Annotated in this window: 17 protein-coding genes; 6 read left to right on the top strand and 11 right to left on the bottom strand. The window is 72.8% G+C overall.

What is annotated here, in order from left to right; translation table 11 throughout:
* Positions 1 to 633: cytidylyltransferase domain-containing protein (locus ACSNOK_RS16200; RefSeq protein ID WP_436781375.1), on the bottom strand; the 633-nt coding region annotated here is incomplete at its 3' end.
* 77 nt (positions 634 to 710) lie between these two features.
* Positions 711 to 2,003, bottom strand: coding sequence for a DUF6716 putative glycosyltransferase (locus tag ACSNOK_RS16195; RefSeq protein ID WP_436781378.1), 1,293 nt, complete (start codon positions 2,001 to 2,003; stop codon positions 711 to 713).
* Positions 2,004 to 2,226: 223 nt separating this feature from the next.
* On the opposite strand from ACSNOK_RS16195, the gene ACSNOK_RS16190 reads away from it, so the two are divergent.
* From ACSNOK_RS16190 to ACSNOK_RS16180, 3 genes are all read left to right on the top strand, one after another.
* Positions 2,227 to 3,213, top strand: coding sequence for a glycosyltransferase family 2 protein (locus tag ACSNOK_RS16190; protein WP_436781374.1), 987 nt, complete (start codon positions 2,227 to 2,229; stop codon positions 3,211 to 3,213).
* Positions 3,213 to 4,574: a polysialyltransferase family glycosyltransferase gene (locus tag ACSNOK_RS16185; RefSeq protein ID WP_436781373.1), complete on the top strand. Its 1,362-nt coding sequence runs from the start codon at positions 3,213 to 3,215 to the stop codon at positions 4,572 to 4,574. Before ACSNOK_RS16190 ends, ACSNOK_RS16185 begins: the two co-directional genes overlap by 1 nt.
* A 107-nt stretch (positions 4,575 to 4,681) precedes the next feature.
* A complete protein-coding gene (locus ACSNOK_RS16180; protein ID WP_436781372.1) occupies positions 4,682 to 5,794 on the top strand; it encodes an acyltransferase family protein in 1,113 nt (370 codons plus the stop codon).
* Positions 5,795 to 5,876: 82 nt separating this feature from the next.
* On the opposite strand, the gene ACSNOK_RS16175 is transcribed toward ACSNOK_RS16180, so the two are convergent.
* Positions 5,877 to 6,536 carry a TetR/AcrR family transcriptional regulator C-terminal domain-containing protein gene (locus tag ACSNOK_RS16175; protein ID WP_436781371.1) on the bottom strand — a complete coding sequence of 220 codons (660 nt, stop codon included), beginning with the start codon at positions 6,534 to 6,536 and terminating at the stop codon, positions 5,877 to 5,879.
* A gap of 69 nt (positions 6,537 to 6,605) precedes the next feature.
* On the opposite strand from ACSNOK_RS16175, the gene ACSNOK_RS16170 reads away from it, so the two are divergent.
* A complete protein-coding gene (locus ACSNOK_RS16170) occupies positions 6,606 to 8,156 on the top strand; it encodes an FAD-dependent monooxygenase (RefSeq protein ID WP_436781370.1) in 1,551 nt (516 codons plus the stop codon).
* 74 nt (positions 8,157 to 8,230) lie between these two features.
* Here the strand turns inward: ACSNOK_RS16170 and ACSNOK_RS16165 are convergent, their stop codons facing one another.
* Together ACSNOK_RS16165 and ACSNOK_RS16160 are read right to left on the bottom strand one after the other, a co-directional pair.
* Positions 8,231 to 9,628, bottom strand: coding sequence for a gluconate:H+ symporter (locus ACSNOK_RS16165; protein ID WP_436781369.1), 1,398 nt, complete (start codon positions 9,626 to 9,628; stop codon positions 8,231 to 8,233).
* 305 nt (positions 9,629 to 9,933) lie between these two features.
* The gene (locus ACSNOK_RS16160; RefSeq protein ID WP_436781377.1) at positions 9,934 to 10,410 is read right to left on the bottom strand and encodes a gluconokinase; all 477 of its coding nucleotides are present in this window, start codon (positions 10,408 to 10,410) and stop codon (positions 9,934 to 9,936) included.
* A 224-nt stretch (positions 10,411 to 10,634) separates the two neighbouring features.
* On the opposite strand from ACSNOK_RS16160, the gene ACSNOK_RS16155 reads away from it, so the two are divergent.
* On the top strand, positions 10,635 to 11,336 hold the full coding sequence (locus ACSNOK_RS16155; RefSeq protein WP_436781368.1) for a FadR/GntR family transcriptional regulator: 702 nt from the start codon (positions 10,635 to 10,637) through the stop codon (positions 11,334 to 11,336).
* A 20-nt stretch (positions 11,337 to 11,356) separates the two neighbouring features.
* Here the strand turns inward: ACSNOK_RS16155 and ACSNOK_RS16150 are convergent, their stop codons facing one another.
* The 4 genes from ACSNOK_RS16150 to ACSNOK_RS16135 form a co-directional block, all read right to left on the bottom strand.
* Positions 11,357 to 12,892, bottom strand: coding sequence for a hypothetical protein (locus ACSNOK_RS16150; protein WP_436781367.1), 1,536 nt, complete (start codon positions 12,890 to 12,892; stop codon positions 11,357 to 11,359).
* A 257-nt stretch (positions 12,893 to 13,149) separates the two neighbouring features.
* Complete coding sequence (locus tag ACSNOK_RS16145) at positions 13,150 to 13,470, bottom strand: hypothetical protein (RefSeq protein ID WP_436781366.1); 321 nt, start codon at positions 13,468 to 13,470, stop codon at positions 13,150 to 13,152.
* Between the two features lie 394 nt (positions 13,471 to 13,864).
* A complete protein-coding gene (locus ACSNOK_RS16140; protein ID WP_436781365.1) occupies positions 13,865 to 14,140 on the bottom strand; it encodes a hypothetical protein in 276 nt (91 codons plus the stop codon).
* Positions 14,141 to 14,479: 339 nt separating this feature from the next.
* Positions 14,480 to 15,910 carry an amidase gene (locus ACSNOK_RS16135; protein ID WP_436781376.1) on the bottom strand — a complete coding sequence of 477 codons (1,431 nt, stop codon included), beginning with the start codon at positions 15,908 to 15,910 and terminating at the stop codon, positions 14,480 to 14,482.
* 263 nt (positions 15,911 to 16,173) lie between these two features.
* Here ACSNOK_RS16135 and ACSNOK_RS16130 point away from each other — a divergent pair, with 263 nt between their 5' ends.
* Positions 16,174 to 17,688, top strand: a complete 1,515-nt coding sequence (locus ACSNOK_RS16130) for an alpha/beta hydrolase (protein WP_436781364.1) — start codon at positions 16,174 to 16,176, stop codon at positions 17,686 to 17,688.
* A gap of 31 nt (positions 17,689 to 17,719) precedes the next feature.
* On the opposite strand, the gene ACSNOK_RS16125 is transcribed toward ACSNOK_RS16130, so the two are convergent.
* Positions 17,720 to 17,932: a hypothetical protein gene (locus ACSNOK_RS16125; protein ID WP_223768675.1), complete on the bottom strand. Its 213-nt coding sequence runs from the start codon at positions 17,930 to 17,932 to the stop codon at positions 17,720 to 17,722.
* Positions 17,933 to 17,972: 40 nt separating this feature from the next.
* Positions 17,973 to 19,574: an acyl-CoA mutase large subunit family protein gene (locus ACSNOK_RS16120; protein WP_436781363.1), complete on the bottom strand. Its 1,602-nt coding sequence runs from the start codon at positions 19,572 to 19,574 to the stop codon at positions 17,973 to 17,975.
* Positions 19,575 to 19,701: the final 127 nt, after the last annotated feature.

Here is a 19,701-nt window from a genome sequence, read left to right as displayed (position 1 = left end):
GGGGGCGGGTCGGGGCGCGGCGGCGGGCCGGGGCGCGGCGGCGCGTGATGCGTCCGCCGCGTCCGGCACGCGCCCCCTGCTCGGCGCGCCCGGCACGCGCAATCCGCCCGCCCCGTCCGACACGTACAGCTCGTCCGGCACGTCCGCCGCCTCCGGTGGGTGCGGCCCGTCCGCCGCGTGGGACGCCCCGCGTCCCTCCCGCCACAGGAAGCCGTGGAAAGGCGCCACCGTCAGGGCGCAGTCCGCCTCCCCTCGCAGCACGGGTCCCGCGACGCCGTCGATGTCCCCGGCGGTCACGAACGGGCTGGTGCACTGCACGAGCAGGACGGTGTCGACCGTCCGTCCGGACTCCGCCTCGTACGCGTCCAGGGCGTGCAGCACCGCCGCCTCGCTGGTCGCCGTGTCCCCGGCGAGGGCGGCGGGCCGTTCGACGACCTCCGCGCCGGCCGCGCGGGCCGCGGCGGCGACGGCGGGGTCGTCGGTCGAGACGACGACGTCGGTGACGAGCGTGGCCGACCGGCAGGCGCGCACCGCGCGGGCGACGAGCGGTATCCCGCCGACGGGCGCCAGGTTCTTGCCCGGCACCCCCTTGGATCCGCCGCGGGCGGGCACGACGGCGAGGACGGAGGGCATCGGGGACTCCTCGGATTCGGGTGCTCCGGCCGCGCCGTCCGGCGCGGGGCGGGGGCGGTGGTGACCGGCCGCCGGGTTCACAGCTCCCCCACCCGCCGGATGACGGGCGCCACCCGCTGCACGCCGTGCCGGTACGCGCCGCGGGCCGCCCCGCGCAGCAGGTCGCGGCCGGCACGGCGCAGGGCGCTCCGGCCGGGCGGGGGTGCGGCGCGGCCGGGCAGCGGGCATCCGTGCGGGTCGAAGCCGTGGCGGGCGAGGACGGCGGGCAGGTAGCCGGGGGCCGTCTCGGGTGTGTAGTACGGGCTGAGGGGCGGCAGGCGGTCGCGGGCCACGAGGTCCGCGATCCGCCGCCGCGCCGCGTCGAACGCCCGCTCGTACGGCTGCTCGGCGGCCACGCCCTGCCGGGCCAGCCACTCGGGTTCCGGCTTGGGGAGCCGTCCCGCGTCGAGCTGGTCCCAGGAGGCGAGGCAGCCGGAGCCGAGGAAGTGGTGGTTGCCGAGCTGTTCCCGGATGCCGAGGTCGGTGAGGACGGCCGTGGGCACGGACCGGTGCAGGGCTTCCAGGGCGGCGGTCGAGCTGACGGTGACCAGCAGGTCGGTGCGGTCCAGGACCGCGCCCATGTTGCCGTACACGGGGCGGCAGTTGGCGGGAAGACCGCCGGGCAGCCGGGAGACGAGCTTCTGGTACGGGTGTTCCTCGATGTGCGTCGTGTGCTCACCGGGCTTGCTGCGGAGCTTGATCAGGATCTCCCGCTCGGGATGCGCCCGGGCGTGCCCGGCGGCCCGCCGCAGCAGGTACAGCCGGTCGGCGCGGCTCTCCGGCACGGAGGGCTGGGCGGCGAAGACGACGGTGTACGGGCGCACTTCGCGGGGCGCGGGCTCGTACGGGCGCCCCCCGAGGAACGGCAGGGCGCACTCCATGACGCTGTCCGCCGGGGCGCCGACCCCCTCGTACACCGCGCGGAAACGTTCCGCGTCGTGCCGGGAGTTGGCCAGGACCACATCGGCTCCGTGCCGCAACAGCAGCCCGTCGGCGAGCTTTTCGTACACCACGCCGACGTAGCCGGTCACGACGGCCGGGCGCCGGGCGGCGCCGGACCACGCCCGGGCGAGCGCGTGCAGCATCGCCTGGACCGTGCCGCCGACGCAGGCGAGGACGACGACGTCGTACGGGGGCCGGCCGGCCGCGGCCGTGAACTCCGCGGCCGTCACCTCACGCAACGCGTCGGCCCGCACGCCGACTTCGGCGAGCTGGCGGAGGGTGGGAGTGGCCCGGCCGCGCAGCAGGAAGCCGTCCAGACGGGCGCCGGGCGCGAGCCGGTGCGCGGTGAGCGCTCCCCATTTCCACCGGGTGTCGGAGTCCGCGAGCACGGCGACGCGTGGCGGGGATTCGGTACGTGAGGGCACGGCACCGACGATAGGAATGGATCCGGTTTGGCTGACCAACGCGGGTTCAACACTCGGTTAACAGCGCGCCGACACGTGGCGAAGCGGTTGACGCGCGCGCCCGGTTCATCGTTCCGCCGCATTTCGTTCATCTTCGCTTACGGCACCGGACAGAACGAATGCCGGGGTGTCACCTACCGTGACGCGGGTGGTCAAGCTCTCGGTCATCGTGCCGTTCTTCAATGTGCAGGCCTATGCCTCGGACACACTGCGCAGTCTGCGTGCGAACTCCCGCGACGATTTCGAATTCGTTTTCGTCGACGATTGTTCGACGGACGGCACGCCCGCGCTCCTGGAACGGGCCCGTGACGAGCTTCCCGGGGTGGTGCTGAAGCGCCACGAACGGAACGGCGGCCTGGCCACCGCCCGCAACACCGGACTGGACGCGGCCCGCGGCGAGTACGTGACCTTCCTGGACGGCGACGACTGGCTCGCACCCGGCCACTACGTGCGATTGCTCCAGGTCATCGAGGATCTGGGGGTGGACTTCGTCCGCACCGACCACGTTCGGTGCACCGGCCGGAACCGCACTCTCCACCGGGTCCCCGACGGCCGGCGCGGCGTCGTCCTCGACCCGCGCGACGCGATACTCCCCGCCGACCGTTCGACCTCCGTCGACTATCCGTACGCCTGGGCCGGCATCTACCACCGGAGGCTCCTGGACGACGGACTCCTGCATTTCCGGCACGGATTGCGCACCGCCGAGGACCGGCCCTGGATCTGGCGGCTGCACCGCGAGGCCCGGAGTTTCGCGATAGCGGGACTGCTCGGCGTCTTCTACCGCCGGGGGGTCCCCTCGTCCCTCACCCAGATCGGCGATGTCCGGCAGCTGGATTTCCTCCGCGCATTCGACCAGGTGATCGAGGAAACGCGTCGGGACCCCGATGCCGACGCACTGCTGCCGAAAGCCGTACGCACCTATTGCGCGATCATTTCCCACCATCTCGGTTCCGTCGAACGCTTCGAACCGGAAGTCGCCCGCGCATTGCGTTCGAGGAGTGCCGCCGCGATGAAACGGATGCCCCCGGCCTTGCTGAACGACGCCCTGAACGCGATGGACGCCGACCGGGCGGCCCGGCTGCGCAGGCTGCGCCGCCGGCCCGTCCCCGCGCCCCGGGCGGGGGTGCCCGCCTGATGCCCGGCCACCCGCGCACCGTGCAGCTCTTCCTGGCCTCCACCCTCTACGGCGCCGCGACCCTCGCCGCCGCTCTCGACGCCGGCCTGTTCCCCCCGGCCGGCCGCCGGCTGCTGCTCGTCACCAACAACGCCGCCGTCCCCGAGACCACCCCCGGACCGGACACGGCCCCCGGCTTCGACCGGCTCCGCACCCGCTTCGACGACGTCCTCTCCTGGAACGACACGATCAGCCCGCTCCACCCCGGCGGCTGGTCCCCACGCCCCGACGACGTCCCCCTGTGGGAGCGGCATCTGAGACTGCTGTGGGACCTGGGAACGGACGACGTCTCGCTCGTCCTGGAATCCCTCCAGGTGGACCCCGCTCTCGCGGTCGCCCGGATCTTCCCCGACGCCCCGCTGGACGTCTACGCGGACGGGCTGATGAGCTACGGCCCCACACGCAACAGGCTCGACCCGCTGGTCGGCACGCGGGTGCGCCGGCTGCTCCACCTGGACCTCGTACCGGGGCTACGGCCGCTGCTGCTGCGGGAGTTCGGGGTACGGCCGGAAGCCGTCCCCGGCGAGGTCTTCACCAAGGTGCTGGCCGAACTGGCCGACGCCACCCCGCTGCCGGCCGCCCCCGAGGGAGCGGCGCTGCTGCTCGGCCAGTACCTCGCGGCGCTGGGGATCCTCACGCCCGAGGAAGAGGAGGGGCTGCACGTCCGCATGCTGCGGGGCGCGGCCGGACGCGGCCACCGCGACGTCGTCTTCAAACCGCACCCGTCGGCCCCCGCGCGCTGGTCGCGGCTGCTGGAGGAGGAGGCCGGGCGGCTCGGGGTCCGGCTCACCGTGCTGGAGGGCCTGGAGGGCACCGCCCTGGCGGAGGCGGTCTTCCAGCGGCTGCGCCCCGCCCTGGTCGTCGGCTGCTTCTCGACGGCGCTGCTCACGGCGGGCGCCTTCTACGGCATCCCGACCGCCCGGACCGGCACGGACCTGCTGCTGGACCGGCTCACGCCGTACGAGAACGGCAACCGGGTGCCGGTCACGATCGTCGACGCGCTCCTGCCCGCGCTGGAGGACGGCCCCGCGCGGGAGACGCCACCGGATACGGCCGAGCTGAACGACCTGCTGGCGGCGGTGGGTTACGCGATGCAGCCGCGCATCGGCCCCGACCTGCGCCCGATCGCCGAGCGCTATCTCACGCGCCGTCGGGACGCCCGGACCCGCCGCTACTTCAAGCGGCGGCGCCTCACGGCGCTTGGCCTTCCCGGGGCCCTTCCCCGCCGTCTCGCCTTCCTGCCCCGGAACCCGACGGTCCGCCGGTTGGCGCGCCAGGCGCGAGCGGCGCGGCGGCGGCTGAAGGGGCGGGCGGGGCGGTGAGCACCGCGCCCGAGCGCACCATTCCGCCCGCCCGGCGCCTGATGACGACGTGGCGAGGCCGCGATGCCGGAGCCCGGGGCACGGCGCCGGGAAGCGGCGAAGTGGAGATGCCCGCTCCGGGGCCCTCGGCACCCCGCCGCCACAGCCGCCTCACCGCCCTCGACGGCCTCCGCCTGATCGCCGCCCTGATGGTCGCGCTTTACCACTACGGAGGCCGCGGCGGCGAGATCACCAAAGCGTGGGGCAGTTCCCCGCGCCACCAGTTCCCCCACCTCTCCACCGCCTTCGCCTACGGCTGCCTCGGCGTCCAGCTCTTCTTCGTCATCAGCGGCTTCGTGATCTGCATGAGCGGCTGGGGCCGCTCCCTCCGCTCCTTCACGGCCTCCCGCGCCGCCCGTCTCTATCCCGCCTACTGGGCGGCGATCCTGCTGGTCACCGCGGTGTTCGCGCTTCCGTTCGCGCGCCACTACGGCTCGGTCTCCGTCAGCGACATCCTGGTCAACCTGACGATGCTGCAACAGCCCGTCGGCGCCGAGCGGGTCCTCGGCGTGTGCTGGACGCTGTGGGTAGAGGTGCGCTTCTACGCCCTCTTCGCGCTCTTCGTCGTCCTGCCGGGAGCGACCCGGCAGCGCGTGATCCTCTTCTGCGCGGTGTGGACGCTCGCCTCGGCGCTCACCACGGCCGCGCACGCCGAGGCGCTCAAAGTGCTGGTGATGCCGGAGGACTCGTCCTTCTTCATCGGCGGCATCGGCCTCTACCTCGTCCACCGGTACGGTCACTCGGCGACGGCCTGGGGGATCGTCGCGGTGAGCTTCCTGATCGGCCAGCACTACGCGGTGGCGGGCCTGTGGCACCCACCCGGGCCGCACCACTTCTCGTACCGCTCCCCCGTCGTCATCATCGGCGTGCTCGCCCTCGGGTACGCGGCGGTCGCGGTCGTGGCGGCCGGCGGGGCGCGGTGGCTCTCCTGGCGGTGGCTGACGGTGGCCGGGACGCTGACGTACCCCTTCTACCTGGTGCACGAGCATCTGGGGTGGGTCGTGGTGGAGGTGTTGCACCGGAGGCTGGGGGTGCCGTCGTATGGGGTGCTGGCGCTGACCGTGGGGCTGATGCTGGGCCTGGCCTGGGTGCTGCATGTGGGGGTGGAGCGGCGGCTGAACCCGCTGTTGCGCCGGGGGCTGGAGGTGTCCCCGCAGGAGGCGAGGGCGGAGAGGCGCTGACGGAGGCACCGCCCTACCGCCCCACGAGGCGCTGACGTACCGGCGCCGGTGGAAAGCCACCGAAGTCGCTTACGGGCGACGCTCAGCGCGCCTCCCCGCTCCGCTCCCGTGTCGCCTCGACCCCCGCGATGATCGCGGCCAGCCCCGCCTCGAACCCGGCGTCCGCGTCCCCGAAGAGGTCGGCTCCCGCCGCCGCGGCGAGCGGGAATTCCGCCAGGCGCTCGGCGCGTTCGGCCACGTCGATGCCCTTCATACCCCGCTCCGGATCGTCCGCCGCCGACTGTTCCTCGATGACGTAGCCGATCGTGAAGCAGTACGCGGTGTAGAACGCGCGGGCGGCGGCCCGAAGGGTGAATCCGGCCTCGACCAGCGACGCGAGGTACCGCTCCATCGGGACGGCGTACGAGGTGCCGACGAAGCGGGTGCCGCTGTAGACCTTCGCCCCGTCACGGTAGGAGAGCAGCTCCCGCCGCAGCGCCCGGTGGCTGTCGGCCAGCGTCTCCTGCCACGTCGCCTTCGCGAAGCCGCCCTCCGCCTCCTGCCGGACGGTCATCCGGCGCAGGATCTCGGTGGCCATGGCGTCCAGCAGGTCCTGCTTGTTCTTGAAGTGCCAGTAGAGGGCGGGCGCCTGGACGTCGAGCTCCTTGCCGATGCGCCGCAGGGTCAGCCCCTCCAGCCCCACGTCGTTCAGCAGCTCCAGTGCGGTGCTCACCACTTGGTCACGGTCCAGTCGAATTGCCACCTTGACAGCTTAACGCCGTTCAGCACATCCTTAACCGCGTTAAATTGAACGTCGTTAAGGGGGGACCCTGTGTCCACTGCACCCATCACGCCCGCTCCGTCCGGCGCACCCGCCGCCCACGGCCCCGGCGCCACGGGGAACACGGAAGTACTGATCGTCGGCGCCGGCCCGTCCGGCCTCGTCCTGGCCTGCGTCCTCGCCGGCCAGGGAGTCCCGTTCCGGCTGGTCGACGCGGCGGAGCAGGGGTTCATCGGGTCGCGCGGGAAGGGGATCCAGCCGCGGACGCTGGAGCACTTCGCGGCGCTCGGCATCGTCGACCGCGTCATCGCGGCCGGTGGCCCGGCGCCGCTGGCGAGCAGCTGGCGCAACGGGGAAATGACCGAGGAATGGGACATGTTCACGCGCGTCGAGCCGACGCCCGACGCTCCCTACGGCCAGCCGCTGCTGCTGCCGCAGTGGCGCACCCAGGAGATCCTGCGGGAACGGCTCGCCGAGCTCGGCGGCACGGTCGAGTTCGGCACCCGGCTCACCGGACTGGACCAGGACGCGGACGGGGTCACCGCACACCTGGAGACCACGGACGGCACGACGTCCACCGCGCGCGTCCGCTGGCTCGTCGGCACGGACGGCGGACGCAGCACCGTACGCCGCCTGCTGGACATCCCGTTCACCGGCGAGACGGTCGATCCCACGCCGATGCTGGTCGCCGACGTCCACGTGCCGGACCTGCCGCGCACCCACTGGCACACCTGGCCGGACCACCCCGCCGGCCTGCTGGTCCTCTGCCCGCTGTACGCGACGGACGCCTTCCAGCTGATCGCCTCCTTCCCGGACGGCGAACCGGACCCGGCGCCCGAGGCCATCCGGGAGATGGTCGCGGAGCGGGCCGGACTGACGGTCGCGAAGGTGGACTGGGCCTCGGCCTGGCGCGCCCGGGCGGCCATGGCGGAACGGTTCCGCGAGGGCCGGGTGTTCCTCGCCGGGGACGCCGCCCACGTGCACTCCCCCGCCGGGGGCCAGGGGCTCAACACCAGCGTGCAGGACGCGTACAACCTGGGCTGGAAGCTGGGGCACGTGGTACGGCACGGGGCACCGGAGGCGCTCCTCGCCTCGTACGAGGCGGAGCGGCTGCCCGTCGCGGCGGGCGTGCTCGGCCTGAGCACCCGCATCCACCGGGACCCCGGCCGGAAGGGGCTGAAGCTGAGCGCACGCCGCGGCCGGGAGGCGCACCAGCTCGGCCTGCACTACCGGGACAGCCCCCTCAGCCGCGAGACGCGTACCGGCCTGGCCGAGGACGCGCCGCGCGCGGGCGACCGGGCGCCGGACGCGCCGTGCGCGACGGACTCCGGCGCGCCGGTCCGGCTCTTCGACCTGTTCGGCCCCGAGCACTTCACCCTGGTGGCCGTGGGGCCCGCGGCGGAGAAGGACGTGCCGGCGGACGTGGCCGGTCCCCTGGTGCGGGTCGCCCGCCTGACCGACGTGGACGGGCACCTGGCGCGGGCGTACGGGGAGGGGCTGTTCCTGATCCGGCCGGACGGTTACATCGGGCTGGCCACGGACGACGCCGCGGAGGTGCGGGCGTACCTGGCGGAGATGGTCGGGGGCCTGTCCCGCGCCTAGACCTGAAGGCCGGCGCGGGCGCGGTCCGGATCCTGGTCCTTAACCAGGACCCGGGCCCGGACCCGGACTTGGATCTAAATCACCAGTGACAACAGCATCACGAAGCCCAGCCCCACCACCGAGATGATCGTCTCCATCACCGACCAGGTCTTGAGCGTCTGGCCGACCTCCAGGCCGAAGTACTCCTTCACCATCCAGAAGCCCGCGTCGTTCACATGGCTGAAGAAGACCGAGCCGGCGCCGACGGACAGGACGAGGAGGGCGGTGTGGGTGGTGCTCATGTCGGCCGCGAGCGGGGCCACCAGGCCGGCGGCCGAGATGGTGGCCACGGTCGCGGAACCGGTCGCGAGCCGGATGCCGACCGCGATCAGCCAGGCCAGGAGCAGGGCGGAGACGGACCAGTCCTTGGAGAAGTCCAGGATCATCCGGCCGACGCCGACGTCGATCAGCGTCTGCTTGAACCCGCCGCCCGCGCCGACGATCAGCAGGATGCCGGCGATCGGAGCGAGGGACTTCTCGACGGTCGAGGCCAGCCGGTCGCGGCCGAAGCCGGCGGCCCGGCCGAGGGTCACCATGCCGACGAGGACGGCCGCGAGCAGCGCGATCAGCGGCGAGCCGATGACGTCCGCGACCCGCTGGACGTGCTGCTTCGGATCGTCCACGACGACGTCCACGAGCGCCTTCACCAGCATCAGCACCACCGGCAGCAGGACGGTGGCCACGGTGACGCCGAAGCCCGGGCGGCGCTCCAGGTCCTCGGACGGACGCTGGGGCATCAGCTTCTCGGGCGGTGCGACGTCCACCCAGCGGGCGGCGAGGCGCGAGAACAGCGGGCCGGCGATCACCGCGGTCGGCACGGCGATCAGCACGCCGAGCGCGAGGGTCACCCCGAGGTCGGCCCCGATCGCGTCGATCGCGGCCAGCGGCCCGGGGTGCGGCGGGACCATGCCGTGCATCACGGAGAGACCGGCCAGAGCCGGAATGCCGATGCGCATCAGGGAGAACCCGCCGCGCTTGGCCACCAGGAGCACCACGGGGATCAGCAGCACGATCCCCACCTCGAAGAACAGCGGCAGCCCGATGACGCCGGCGATGAGGACGACGGCCCAGGGCATCGAGCGGGTGCCGGCCTTGGCCAGGATCGTGTCCACGATCTGGTCGGCGCCGCCCGAGTCGGCCAGCAGCTTGCCGAGTATCGCGCCGAGGGCGATGAGGACGCCGACCCCGGCGACCGTGGAGCCCAGACCGGCGCTGAAGCTGGCGATGACCTTGTCCAACGGCGCTCCGGCGGCGGCGCCGAGCGCCAGCGAACCGATGGTCAGCGCCAGGAAGGCGTGCAGTCTGAGGCGGGTGATGAGAAGGACGATGACGGCGATGCCGGCGAGTACGGCGATGCCCAGCTGTGCGTGACCCGCCGAGGTGATCGGTTCGGCGGGGGCCGCGGCCAGCATCTCGACGCTGAGAGTGCTCACGGGGCTTCCTTGGTGTGTGGGGCGCGGCGGGGCCGCGGGGTGGGGGCCTGGAACGGCCGTTCCGCCCCGTTCCGACGCCGGGGCGCCGGTCGGGCGGGAGAGGTACCGGTCGGACGGGGCACCGGTCGGACGCGATTCCGACTGGGGTGCGTCGACGGTCGGTCGGACACGTGGCCGGCCGAGGCCGGATGCCGACGGAGCGGGCGCCGGCCGGACGGGGACCGCGGGTCCGGGGTCGCGACCGCGGGCCGCCGTGCGCCGGCGGCCGGGTCACCACCGTCCGGAATCGCGAACGACCGGGCGGGTCAGACGCGGCGCAGGGCGGCGGTGGCCCGTTCCGCGATGACGGCCGCGGCGGGGGCGACGTCCACGGCGACACCGGCCTCGTCGGCACCGAGCGGTTCCAGCGTCGTGAACTGCGAGTCCAGCAGCCGGCTGGTCATGAAGTGCCCCTTGCGGGCGGCCATCCGGCCGGCGATCAGCTCACGGTCACCGGTGAGGTGCAGGAACACGACGCCCGGCGCGGCGGCCCGGAGCCGGTCGCGGTAGGCGCGCTTGAGCGCGGAGCAGCTGACCACCCCGCCGCGGCCCGCCCGGCCGCGTGCCCAGGCGCCGATCGCGTCGAGCCAGGGGGCCCGGTCGGCGTCGTCCAGCGGGACGCCGGAGGACATCTTGGCGATGTTCGCGGGCGGGTGGAAGTCGTCGCCTTCGGCGTAGGGAACGCCCAGGGCGTCCGCCACGAGGGGGCCGACGGTGGTCTTGCCGGTACCGGCGACGCCCATCACGACGACGACCCGGGAGGCCGCCGGGGGCGTGGACGAGCCGGGGTCCCCGTCGCCGGGGGTGGCTCCGCTGTCGGCGGTAGTCATGTGCACCTCACTGTCTCCGGCGTCATCCTCGGCGCCGGTTGCCGCTCCACTGAACCTGATGAAGTACGACGTATCAAGCCACTGTGACCCAAACGTCATACTTAATCGCGCTCGCCATGGACACGTAGGCTGATCTCATGGCCAACCATGGGCAGGGACCGCACGCTCGGGTGCTGGAGTCCCTGGGACCCGAGATCACGGCGGGCGCATACCCACCGGGGAGCGTGCTGCGCACGGACGAGCTGGAGGAACGCTTCGGGGTCTCGCGCACCGTCGTCCGTGAGGTGATACGCGTCCTGGAGTCCATGCACCTGGTCAGCTCACGGCGGCGGGTCGGCGTGACGGTACTGCCGTCCGAGGAGTGGAACGTCTACGACCCGCAGGTCATCCGCTGGCGGCTGGCCGGGCCGGACCGCCCTCGCCAACTGCGGTCGCTGACCGTGCTCCGGTCGGCGGTGGAGCCCGTCGCGGCGGGCCTCGCCGCGCGTCTGGCCACGCCGGAGCAGTGCGCCGAACTCACCGAGCACGCGCTCGGAATGGTCGCCACCTCACGGGGCCAGCAACTGGAGGCCTATCTGCTGCACGACATCGCGTTCCACCGCGTCGTCCTGCGCGCCTCGGGCAACGAGATGTTCGCCCGCCTCGGCGACGTCGTCGCCGAGGTGCTCACCGGCCGGACCCGGCATCAGGTGATGTTCACCGACCCGGACCCGGCCGCGGTCACCCTCCACGTCCAAGTGGCGGAGGCGGTCCGCTTGCACGACGCGGAGCGCGCGGAGGCCCTGACCCGGGAGATCGCCACGGGCGCGATGGCCGAGCTGGACATCCTGGCTCCCTGATCTGCTACCCCCCTGATCCGCTACCCCCCTGGTTCGCTGACCCGTTGACCGCTGGGACAGCCGGCGGTCTGCCCTTCGGACGCGCCACCGCGCCGCCCCGTCACACGGGCAACGGTCCGGCCGAAGAACCGGAGGAGTGAGCGCGTGGGCCGCACCAGGGCTAGCAGCAGCCCGGCGATGGGCAGGGCGAGCAGCACGATCTGCAGACAGGCCGAGGTCATGCCGAGGATCTGGTGCCCGGACGCGCCCGCGTTCTCCAGCAGCCACTGGGCCTTGCGCCAGTCGGCGGCGAGGAGTTGGGGCAGGTTGTACAGGAGGATGCCGATCTGGAGCAGGAGCACCGGGATCAGGCACAGCACCCAGAACGCGACCACGATCTGAGGCCATCGCTTGAGGGCGCGGAGCCGCTCGTCCGCCGGGCGCCGGAGCAGCACGCGCTTGAGGATGGGCCCGATGTAGGAGAAGAGGTCGGGGATGCCGACGAGGTCGGCCACGATGTAGTAGCCGTCGAACCGCAGGGTGGGCAGCAGCTGTTGGATGATCTCCAGGTTGACGGCGACGACCGCGACCAGGAGGGGCTGGAAGCCGGTGGCGCCGTACAGCGCCAGCAGGCCGAGGACGAACAGCGCGTTGAAGTAGACCCCGCCCAGGTCGGCCCGGATGCGCCCGGCCCTGCCGAGCCGGTAGGAGTTGGTGATGTCGGTGTAGAAGGCGGGCCAGACGAGGTAGATGCCGCAGCCCATGGCACCGGGCCGGACGCCTCCGTAACGGCAGGCGGCGCCGTGGCCCCATTCGTGGAAGACGCACGAGGCGATGGCCAGGAAGACCACGAGGAGCACACTGCCCGGGGCGGTGAGCACCGCCTGCAAGGCGATCCCGGTCTCCTGGGTCGTCCACAGCCACGCCTCGCCGATCACGAAGAGGCAGACCGCGACGTACACCAGGAACGGGTGGAAGAGCCACGCGAAGAGGCCGGAGACGAACCAGGTGACGCGCTCGGGCACCACCGCGAGCCGGAACCGGAAGGAGAGGAAGGGATCGGTCCGGCGGGCCGGCGGCGGCGGGGAGCCGTCGCTGTAGGTGGTCAGGGCGAGGGGGGCGAGCTTCTCGTCGATGAGGTACGCGACGTGTTCGGCGGTGAACCGGCGTCCGGTCTCCCGGCTCAGCTCGTCGGCCACCCGCGCCATGAGGGTCTCCCCGCGTGCGGCGCCCCCGGGCGATTCGTGCGAGGCGTCGTGGGTCCCGCGGCCGTGTGAGGCCTTGAGACGCGTGCCGCCGTCCGCCCGCGGTTCCTCGCGGTGTGCGGCACGTCCGTCGTCGCGCCCGTCGCCGCCTCCGTCACCGCCCCCGTCGCCGCCTCCGTCGCCGAGCCGGTCGTCCAGCGCCCGTACGACGCGATACAGCAGGGTGGGCAGCCGGACCAGTTGTCCGTCGGGGCGGCAGACCAGTTGCGGCGGGTCACGGTACCCGGACCCCTCGAACTCGCCCACGAGCTCGATGCCGGGCACCAGCCGGGGCTCCCCGGCCGGCCGCTCGGCCGGCGGCTCGGCTGGCATCGGCCGTCGCCCCGGCGAGGCTCCCGCTCGGCCGGCGCCCGGGACGAAGGGCAGGGTCATGATGCTCCCGGAAGGTGCGGACTGTCGGATCCGTTGGTGTGGGGACTGGTCGGACGCCATGACCTCATGCGGACGTACGGCACCCGCGCGCGGAGACGGACTCCCGTTCCCGGCACAGCGGGGGAAGGCCGAGGAGCCGGCCTTCCCCCGCCGGGCGAGTGCGGCGTTCCGCTACCGGGTCGGCGCCCCGCGGCGGATCAGTGGCTGGAGATGGCCGCGGGCGTGCAGGTCATGCCGCTCGTGGTGTTCTGGGACGGGAGCCCGAGCGAACCGAGCAGGCCCGCGGTCTGCGGCCGGTCGTAGGACTGGCAGGACGACAGGACCGTCGTGCCGTGGTCGCTCGGGGCGGGGGCGAAGACGCCACCGCCGCTGGCCGCGCTCGACGAGCTGCCGGCGGCGCTGCCGGCGCCGCCGTCACCCGGACCGAACGGGACGGCCATGATTCCCATCACCGTGCGCTCGGGCAGTACTTCGCCCGAGACCCCGGCGAGCTCTTCGAAGCTGATGAGGTTGTCCATTCCATTCCCTTTCTCTGGACGTGCTGCGTGCTGGGTGCCCTGGGACGTACTGGAGGCCCGGGAATGCCCTGGTTGCCGCACTCACCTGGCTTCCGCGCCCGGCCGCCGGACCGGCGGGACCGGGCACTCCACCCCCGGGCGGACTGCCGCCGGGGATGAGTCCTTCGGTTTCTCTGGTGGACGCGGCGATGGCGGGCCATACCGCGGAAGCGGGACACGTCGGACCGCCGCACCACCGCGTACGGCGGCGGCGCCGGCGAGGAGGAGAGGGCTTCGGTCGGTCGTGGTGGTTGACGCGGACGTCGCGCCGCGAGGTCGTGCGCCGTTGGTGCTCAGCGTCTCCGCGCGGTCAGCGGATGCGGTCGGCGGGTGTGGTCGGCTGTATGGTCCGCGGTCAGTGCGTGGTGATGCCCGCGGGGATGCAGGTGACCGTGTGTCCCGGGGTGCTGGGAGCCAGTCCCAGTGCCGCCAGGAGGCCGGGGCTTCCCGCGTCCTGCCGGTACTGGCAGGCGTAGACGACAGTCGTCCCGTGCTCGGATCTGACCAGCGGGGGGAACAACGACGGGTCGCCGTTGACCGCCGCCAGGCTGGAAAGCACCGTGCGCGCCGGCAGCACCTCGCCGTGCAGCACGGCGAGTTCCTCGATGGTCACGGCGGTTCTCATCGTCATCCCCTCCCTCCGGACGGCGCCGTCCTGCCCCGGCGCCCACGGCTCGCCCGGTCTTGCGACCCGGCGCACCCGTGGACCGCCTTGGCCCCGCCATCCCGCAAGGAGGCTAGCGCCGGATACGCACCACGGGCACGGCATCCCTCGGCGTCTCACTCGGACGGGTTGCGTCTGGGGTGGGATTCGGAATCCACGGCATGTCAGGTGCAAAGCCGGGAAATAATGGCGACTTACGAGGAAAACACCTCACGTGCGGCGTTGTACCCAAAGAAGAAACCTTCCCCCATAGGGTTGTTCGCGGTCGACGCACGAGACCGCTCCCCTGAGGGCCGATCGCCCGTCCTACGCCACGGTCTCCCCCGCCTGCCACGCCATCGCGGGCCGGTGTTCGAACCACCGCACAAGACCCTCCAGTTGTGCCGCGAGGGAGAACAACAGCGGCTCGGCCCCCTCCGGCCCCATCAGCTGCGATCCGAGCGGCAGTCCGCCCTCCGTGAATCCGGCGGGTACGTTCACGGCGGGCCACCCCAGGACGTTCCACGGCCAGGCATACGGACACGACGTGATCATCAGCGAGTTGGTCTCACGCCCGGAGAGCCCGTCCAGCGCGCCGACGGGCAGCGGCGGCGCCGCCGTGGTCGGTGTGAGCAGCGCGTCGTAGCGGCCGAACAGCGCGCTCATCCTGTTGCGCAGCGGACCTTCCGCCGCGCGCGCCGCACGCAACACGGCACCCCCGAGCACCAGCCCGCCGCGCGCGTTGAGGTGGGTCCGCCCGTCGAGCGACCGCCGCTCGGGCACCCGGCCCACCCACTCGCGCACTCCGGACATGGAACGCGGTACGAACGTGAGGCCCACCGGACCGAACCGCGGCTCCTCGGGCACGACTTCATGTCCCAGTTCCTCCAGCCGCTCGGCCGTCCGCAGGGTCGCGGCCCGCACCCGGGAATCGAGCCGGTGCCGTACCGCCGCGTAGGCCGGCCGCAGCGACAACGCGATCCGCAGCCGTCGCGGGGGCCGCGCCAGGGCGGCGACGACGTCGACCGCCGCGGGCCGGTGCAGATCGCCGGCGTGCGAGCCGCTCACCGCGGCCAGCAGCAACGCCGCGTCCGCGGTCGTGCGCGCCAGCACCCCGCCGCAGGTCAGCCCGCGGAACGCCTCGCGCTCCGGCCACGCGGAGATCCGTCCCCGCTGCGGTTTGACGCCCACCAGGTGGGTCCAGGCGGCCGGGATGCGCACGGAACCGGCACCGTCGGAACCGAGGGCCGCGGGCACGATCCCGGCGGCGACGGCCGCCGCCGAGCCGCCGGACGAACCGCCGGGCGAGTATGCCGTGTTCCACGGGTTCCGTGTCACTCCGAACGCCGGCCCCTCGGTCACCGGCCACTGGCCCAGCTCGGGCGTGTTGGTCTTTCCGACGATCACCGCACCCGCGGCGCGGAGCCGGCGCACGGCCTCGCTGTCGGCCCGCTTCACCGGGAAGTCGCCGGGGCAGCCGAAGGCGGTGGGCAGCCCGGCCACGTCCATGTCGTCCTTGACCGCGACGGGCACCCCCAGCAGCGCCCCTCGCTCCCCCGCCCGCAGCCGCCGGTCGGCCGCGTCGGCGTCCCGCAGGGCTCCCTCGTCCCGGACCCACCGGAAGGCGTTGAGTGTCCCTTGCGTCACGTCGATCCGGCGCAGGGCCTCCAGCGCCAACTCCCGTGCAGAAAGGCATCCTTGCGCCAGAGCCCGACCCAACTCCACGATCCCGTCCGCTTCACCACTCCCAGGTCCCATCGGCACGATCGCCTCCGCCTCTCCCGCCCGACCGCTTCACGGTAGACGCGCCGGACCGAGCGAGGCGAGCCCACGGAAGGGAGCGCGGGGGCACAACACCGGCAATTGGATGGGGATTTCGGCGACAACAATGGCAAGTACCGCACGCGCGAAGGCCAGATACCCGGCGCAAAATCGAACACTTCCCTGAGGGGGATCCCCTACCCAGGAACGGGGGGTATCCCCGATGTACGGGGCAGGTCACTTCGACAACCCTTGTCTCCATGACACATCGCGCCCGCTCGGGCCTCCTTCTCGCCTTGTCCGTCTCGGCCGTCGCCGCCACGCTCTCCGGTATCCCCGCGCACGCGGCCGGCCCCCCGGCTCCGGAACTGCGCTGGAGACCCTGCGCGCAGGACAACGGACCGGCCCGGCAGGAGTGCGCCGAGCTCTCCGTGCCGCTCGACTACCGCGACCCGGACGGGCCGCGGACCCGGCTGGGGGTGTCGCGGGTGCTGAGCGACCGGCCGGAGGCCCGGCGGGGCACTCTGATCGTCATTCCCGGCGGCCCCGGGGGTTCGGGCACCCAGCGGCTGACTCAAAAGGGGAAGGTGCTCCAGAAGGAGCTGGGCGGCGCCTACGACCTCGTCGCCCTGGACCCCAGAGGTGTCGGCGGGAGCGACCGCACGGGGTGCGGCCTCAGCGAGGAAGACCGGGATCTCGTCAACATCCGGCCGTGGCCGGGCAAGGGCGGTGACATCACGGACAACGTGCGCCGCGCCCGCCGCGTCGCCGACGCCTGCGCCGACAACGGCGGCCCGCTGCTGCGCAGCATGAGCACGGCCAACGAGGTGCGGGACATCGACAGCTTCCGTAAGGCACTGGGCGAGGAGAAGATCTCCGCTTTGGGATCGTCCTACGGCAGTTACGTCGCCGCGCAGTACGCGCAGAAGTACCCCGCCCACACCGACCGCTGGGTGCTGGACAGTATCGGCGACCCCGATCCGAAGCGGGTGGCGCGCGGCTGGTCGGCGAACCTGTCGCCGGCCATGGAGCTGCGGTTCCCCGACTTCGCCCGGTGGGCCGCCGACCCGGCTCGGGAGAAGGACGGCCCGGAGGGCGGTGGCGGGCTCCGCCTCGCCCCGCGTCCCGAGGACGTCCGGCCGATGGTCCTCGCCCTGGCGGACCGTCTCGACCGCCATCCGAAGCCGACCACCACGCCCGGCAAACCGCTCACCGGCAACCGGCTCCGGCAGGCACTACAGCTGGCGATGTACAGCGACAAGGCGTTCGCCGGGGCCGCGCTACTGGTCAAGGAAGCCGGGGACCCTGAGGCGACGCCCGCTCTGCCGACCGCGCTGGCCGGCTCCCTGCCCGAGCACGAGGCGGCCGTGACCATGGCCACCATCTGCAACGACGTCCGGTGGTCCCGCTCCCTCCCGGAGACCGCCCGGGCCGTGGCGGCCGACCGGGCGCGCTACCCGCTCACCGCGGGCATGCCGGTCGGAGTCTTCCCGTGCGCCTTCTGGAAATGGGCCCCCGCCGACAAGCCCACCCGAATAACCTCCGACGGGCCGTCGAACATCCTGATGATCCAGAACTTGCGTGACCCGGCGACACCGCACTTCGGGGCGCTGAAGATGCGGGAGGCGCTGGGGCAGCGGGCGCGGATGGTCTCGGTGGACAGCGGCGGCCACGGCGTGTACCTGGGCGACGGGAACGCGTGCGGGGACCGGAAGGTCACCGACTTCCTGCTCACCGGGAAGCGTCCCGGCGAGGACGTGCTCTGCGCCCGCTAGCCGCACCGACGGCCCGCCGTCCGGTTCCTGATCAGAACAGTTGACCCTGTCCGTCCATCGGTGGCTCCTCCGGATCGAACAGCCGCGGCTCCGTGGCCAGGAGGGGCGCCGAGCGGCGCGAGCCGGGGCAGGAGACCAGTTCGTAGGAGACCCGCCGGCCGGGCGGGTCGTGGCGGGCGTAGCGGCCGCCCACGACGGCGATCTCGCGGGAGCAGACGGGGCAGGTGCGGCGGGGTGCGGACATCGGTCCAGTGTCGCAAATCCACCGGACGGGGAGGGAGCGGTCAGAAACTCTCGATGGGCACGTGGGAGCCCCAGACCTCGCGGAGCGCCCCGCACACCTCTCCCACGGTGGCGCGGGCGCGCAGCGCCTCCTTCATCGGGGGCAGGACGTTATCGGACGCCCGGGACGCCTTCGCGCGCAACCGCGCGAGGGCGTCATCCACCGCCCGCCGGTCGCGGGTGGCGCGCAGGGCGGCGAGGCGTTCGCACTGCCGGGCCTCGATGGCGGGGTCGACGCGGAGGGGTTCGTACGGCTCCTCCTCGTCGAGCCGGAAGCGGTTGACGCCGACGACCACGCGGTCGCCGTCGTCCGTCTCCCGGGCGATGCGGTAGGCGTTGCGTTCGATCTCGGACTTCTGGAAGCCGCGCTCGATGGCGGGCACCGCGCCGCCCATGTCGTCGATCCGGGCCATGAGGTCGAGGGCGGCGCGTTCCAGGTCGTCGGTGAGGGATTCGACGGCGTAGGAGCCGGCGAACGGATCGACCGTGGCGGTCACGTCCGTCTCGTGGGCGAGGACCTGCTGGGTGCGCAGGGCGAGGCGGGCGGCCTTGTCGGTGGGGAGGGCGATGGCCTCGTCATAGGAGTTGGTGTGCAGGGACTGGGTGCCGCCGAGCACGGCCGCGAGGGCCTGGACGGTCACCCGCACCAGGTTCACCTCCGGCTGCTGGGCGGTCAGTTGGACTCCGGCGGTCTGGGTGTGGAACCGCAGCATCCGCGACCGGGGATTGCGGGCGCCGAACCGGTCGCGCATCACAGCGGCCCAGATCCGGCGGGCAGCGCGGAACTTGGCGATCTCTTCGAGGAAGGCGGTCCGGGCGACGAAGAAGAAGGAGAGCCGGGGGGCGAAGTCGTCGACGTCCATACCGGCGGCGACGGCGGTCCGGACGTACTCGATGCCGTTCGTCAGCGTGAAGGCGATCTCCTGCGCGGGTGAGGCGCCGGCCTCGGCCATGTGGTAGCCGGAGATGGAGATGGTGTTCCACCGGGGCATCTCGGTGTTGCAGTAGCGGAAGATGTCGGAGGTGAGACGGAGTGTGGGGCCGGGCGGGAAGATGTAGGTACCCCGGGCGATGTACTCCTTCAGGACGTCGTTCTGGACGGTACCGGTCAAGCGGTCCGCGGGAACGCACTGTTCCTCGGCCACGATCTGGTACATGAGCAGCAGGAGGGCGGCCGGGGCGTTGATGGTCATGGAGGTGGAGACCCGGTCCAGGGGAATGCCGTCGAAGAGGGCGCGCATGTCCTCGACGGAGTCCACGGCGACGCCGACCTTGCCGACCTCGCCCCGGGCCTCGGGGGCGTCGGAGTCGTGGCCCATCTGCGTGGGCAGGTCGAAGGCGACGGAAAGGCCGTGGCCACCGTGGGCGATCAACTGCCGGTAGCGGGCATTGGACTCGGCCGCCGTGCCGAACCCCGCGTACTGCCGCATGGTCCAGGGCCGCCCGGTGTACATCGTGGGGTGGATGCCACGGGTGTAGGGATACGCGCCGGGTTCGCCGAGCCGGGTGGCGGGGTCCCAGCTTTCCAGGGCCTCGGGCCCGTAGACGGGCCGGAGGCTCAGGCCCGATTCGGTGGTCCGGGTGGTTTCCGGCTCCTGTGCCATGGGCTGACGCCTCCCGCCGACCGCGTTCCGAGGAACCGGACTGTAGCGACGGCCGGACGGCACTGTCAGGGGACGCGCAGGCCACACCGGAAGGGACACCCGACGGGGCGGGCGCATGGAGGGGAGG

The organism is Streptomyces sp. URMC 126, assembly GCF_051386555.1.
In the GTDB taxonomy this organism is placed as follows: domain Bacteria; phylum Actinomycetota; class Actinomycetes; order Streptomycetales; family Streptomycetaceae; genus Streptomyces.
The sequence above is the reverse complement of the archived record's forward strand: the minus strand, read 5'-3'. Positions and strand labels throughout refer to the sequence as shown.

Coding starts and splice junctions, on each gene's coding strand:
- ACSNOK_RS16150 (WP_436781367.1), bottom strand. CDS start 12,892: ATGCCAGCCGAGCCGCCGGCCGAGCGGCCGGCCGGGGAGCCCCGGCTG.
- ACSNOK_RS16130 (WP_436781364.1), top strand. CDS start 16,174: ATGACACATCGCGCCCGCTCGGGCCTCCTTCTCGCCTTGTCCGTCTCG.
- ACSNOK_RS16135 (WP_436781376.1), bottom strand. CDS start 15,910: ATGGGACCTGGGAGTGGTGAAGCGGACGGGATCGTGGAGTTGGGTCGG.
- ACSNOK_RS16185 (WP_436781373.1), top strand. CDS start 3,213: ATGCCCGGCCACCCGCGCACCGTGCAGCTCTTCCTGGCCTCCACCCTC.
- ACSNOK_RS16140 (WP_436781365.1), bottom strand. CDS start 14,140: ATGACGATGAGAACCGCCGTGACCATCGAGGAACTCGCCGTGCTGCAC.
- ACSNOK_RS16125 (WP_223768675.1), bottom strand. CDS start 17,932: ATGTCCGCACCCCGCCGCACCTGCCCCGTCTGCTCCCGCGAGATCGCC.
- ACSNOK_RS16145 (WP_436781366.1), bottom strand. CDS start 13,470: ATGGACAACCTCATCAGCTTCGAAGAGCTCGCCGGGGTCTCGGGCGAA.
- ACSNOK_RS16155 (WP_436781368.1), top strand. CDS start 10,635: ATGGCCAACCATGGGCAGGGACCGCACGCTCGGGTGCTGGAGTCCCTG.
- ACSNOK_RS16160 (WP_436781377.1), bottom strand. CDS start 10,410: ATGGGCGTCGCCGGTACCGGCAAGACCACCGTCGGCCCCCTCGTGGCG.
- ACSNOK_RS16120 (WP_436781363.1), bottom strand. CDS start 19,574: ATGGCACAGGAGCCGGAAACCACCCGGACCACCGAATCGGGCCTGAGC.
- ACSNOK_RS16180 (WP_436781372.1), top strand. CDS start 4,682: ATGCCCGCTCCGGGGCCCTCGGCACCCCGCCGCCACAGCCGCCTCACC.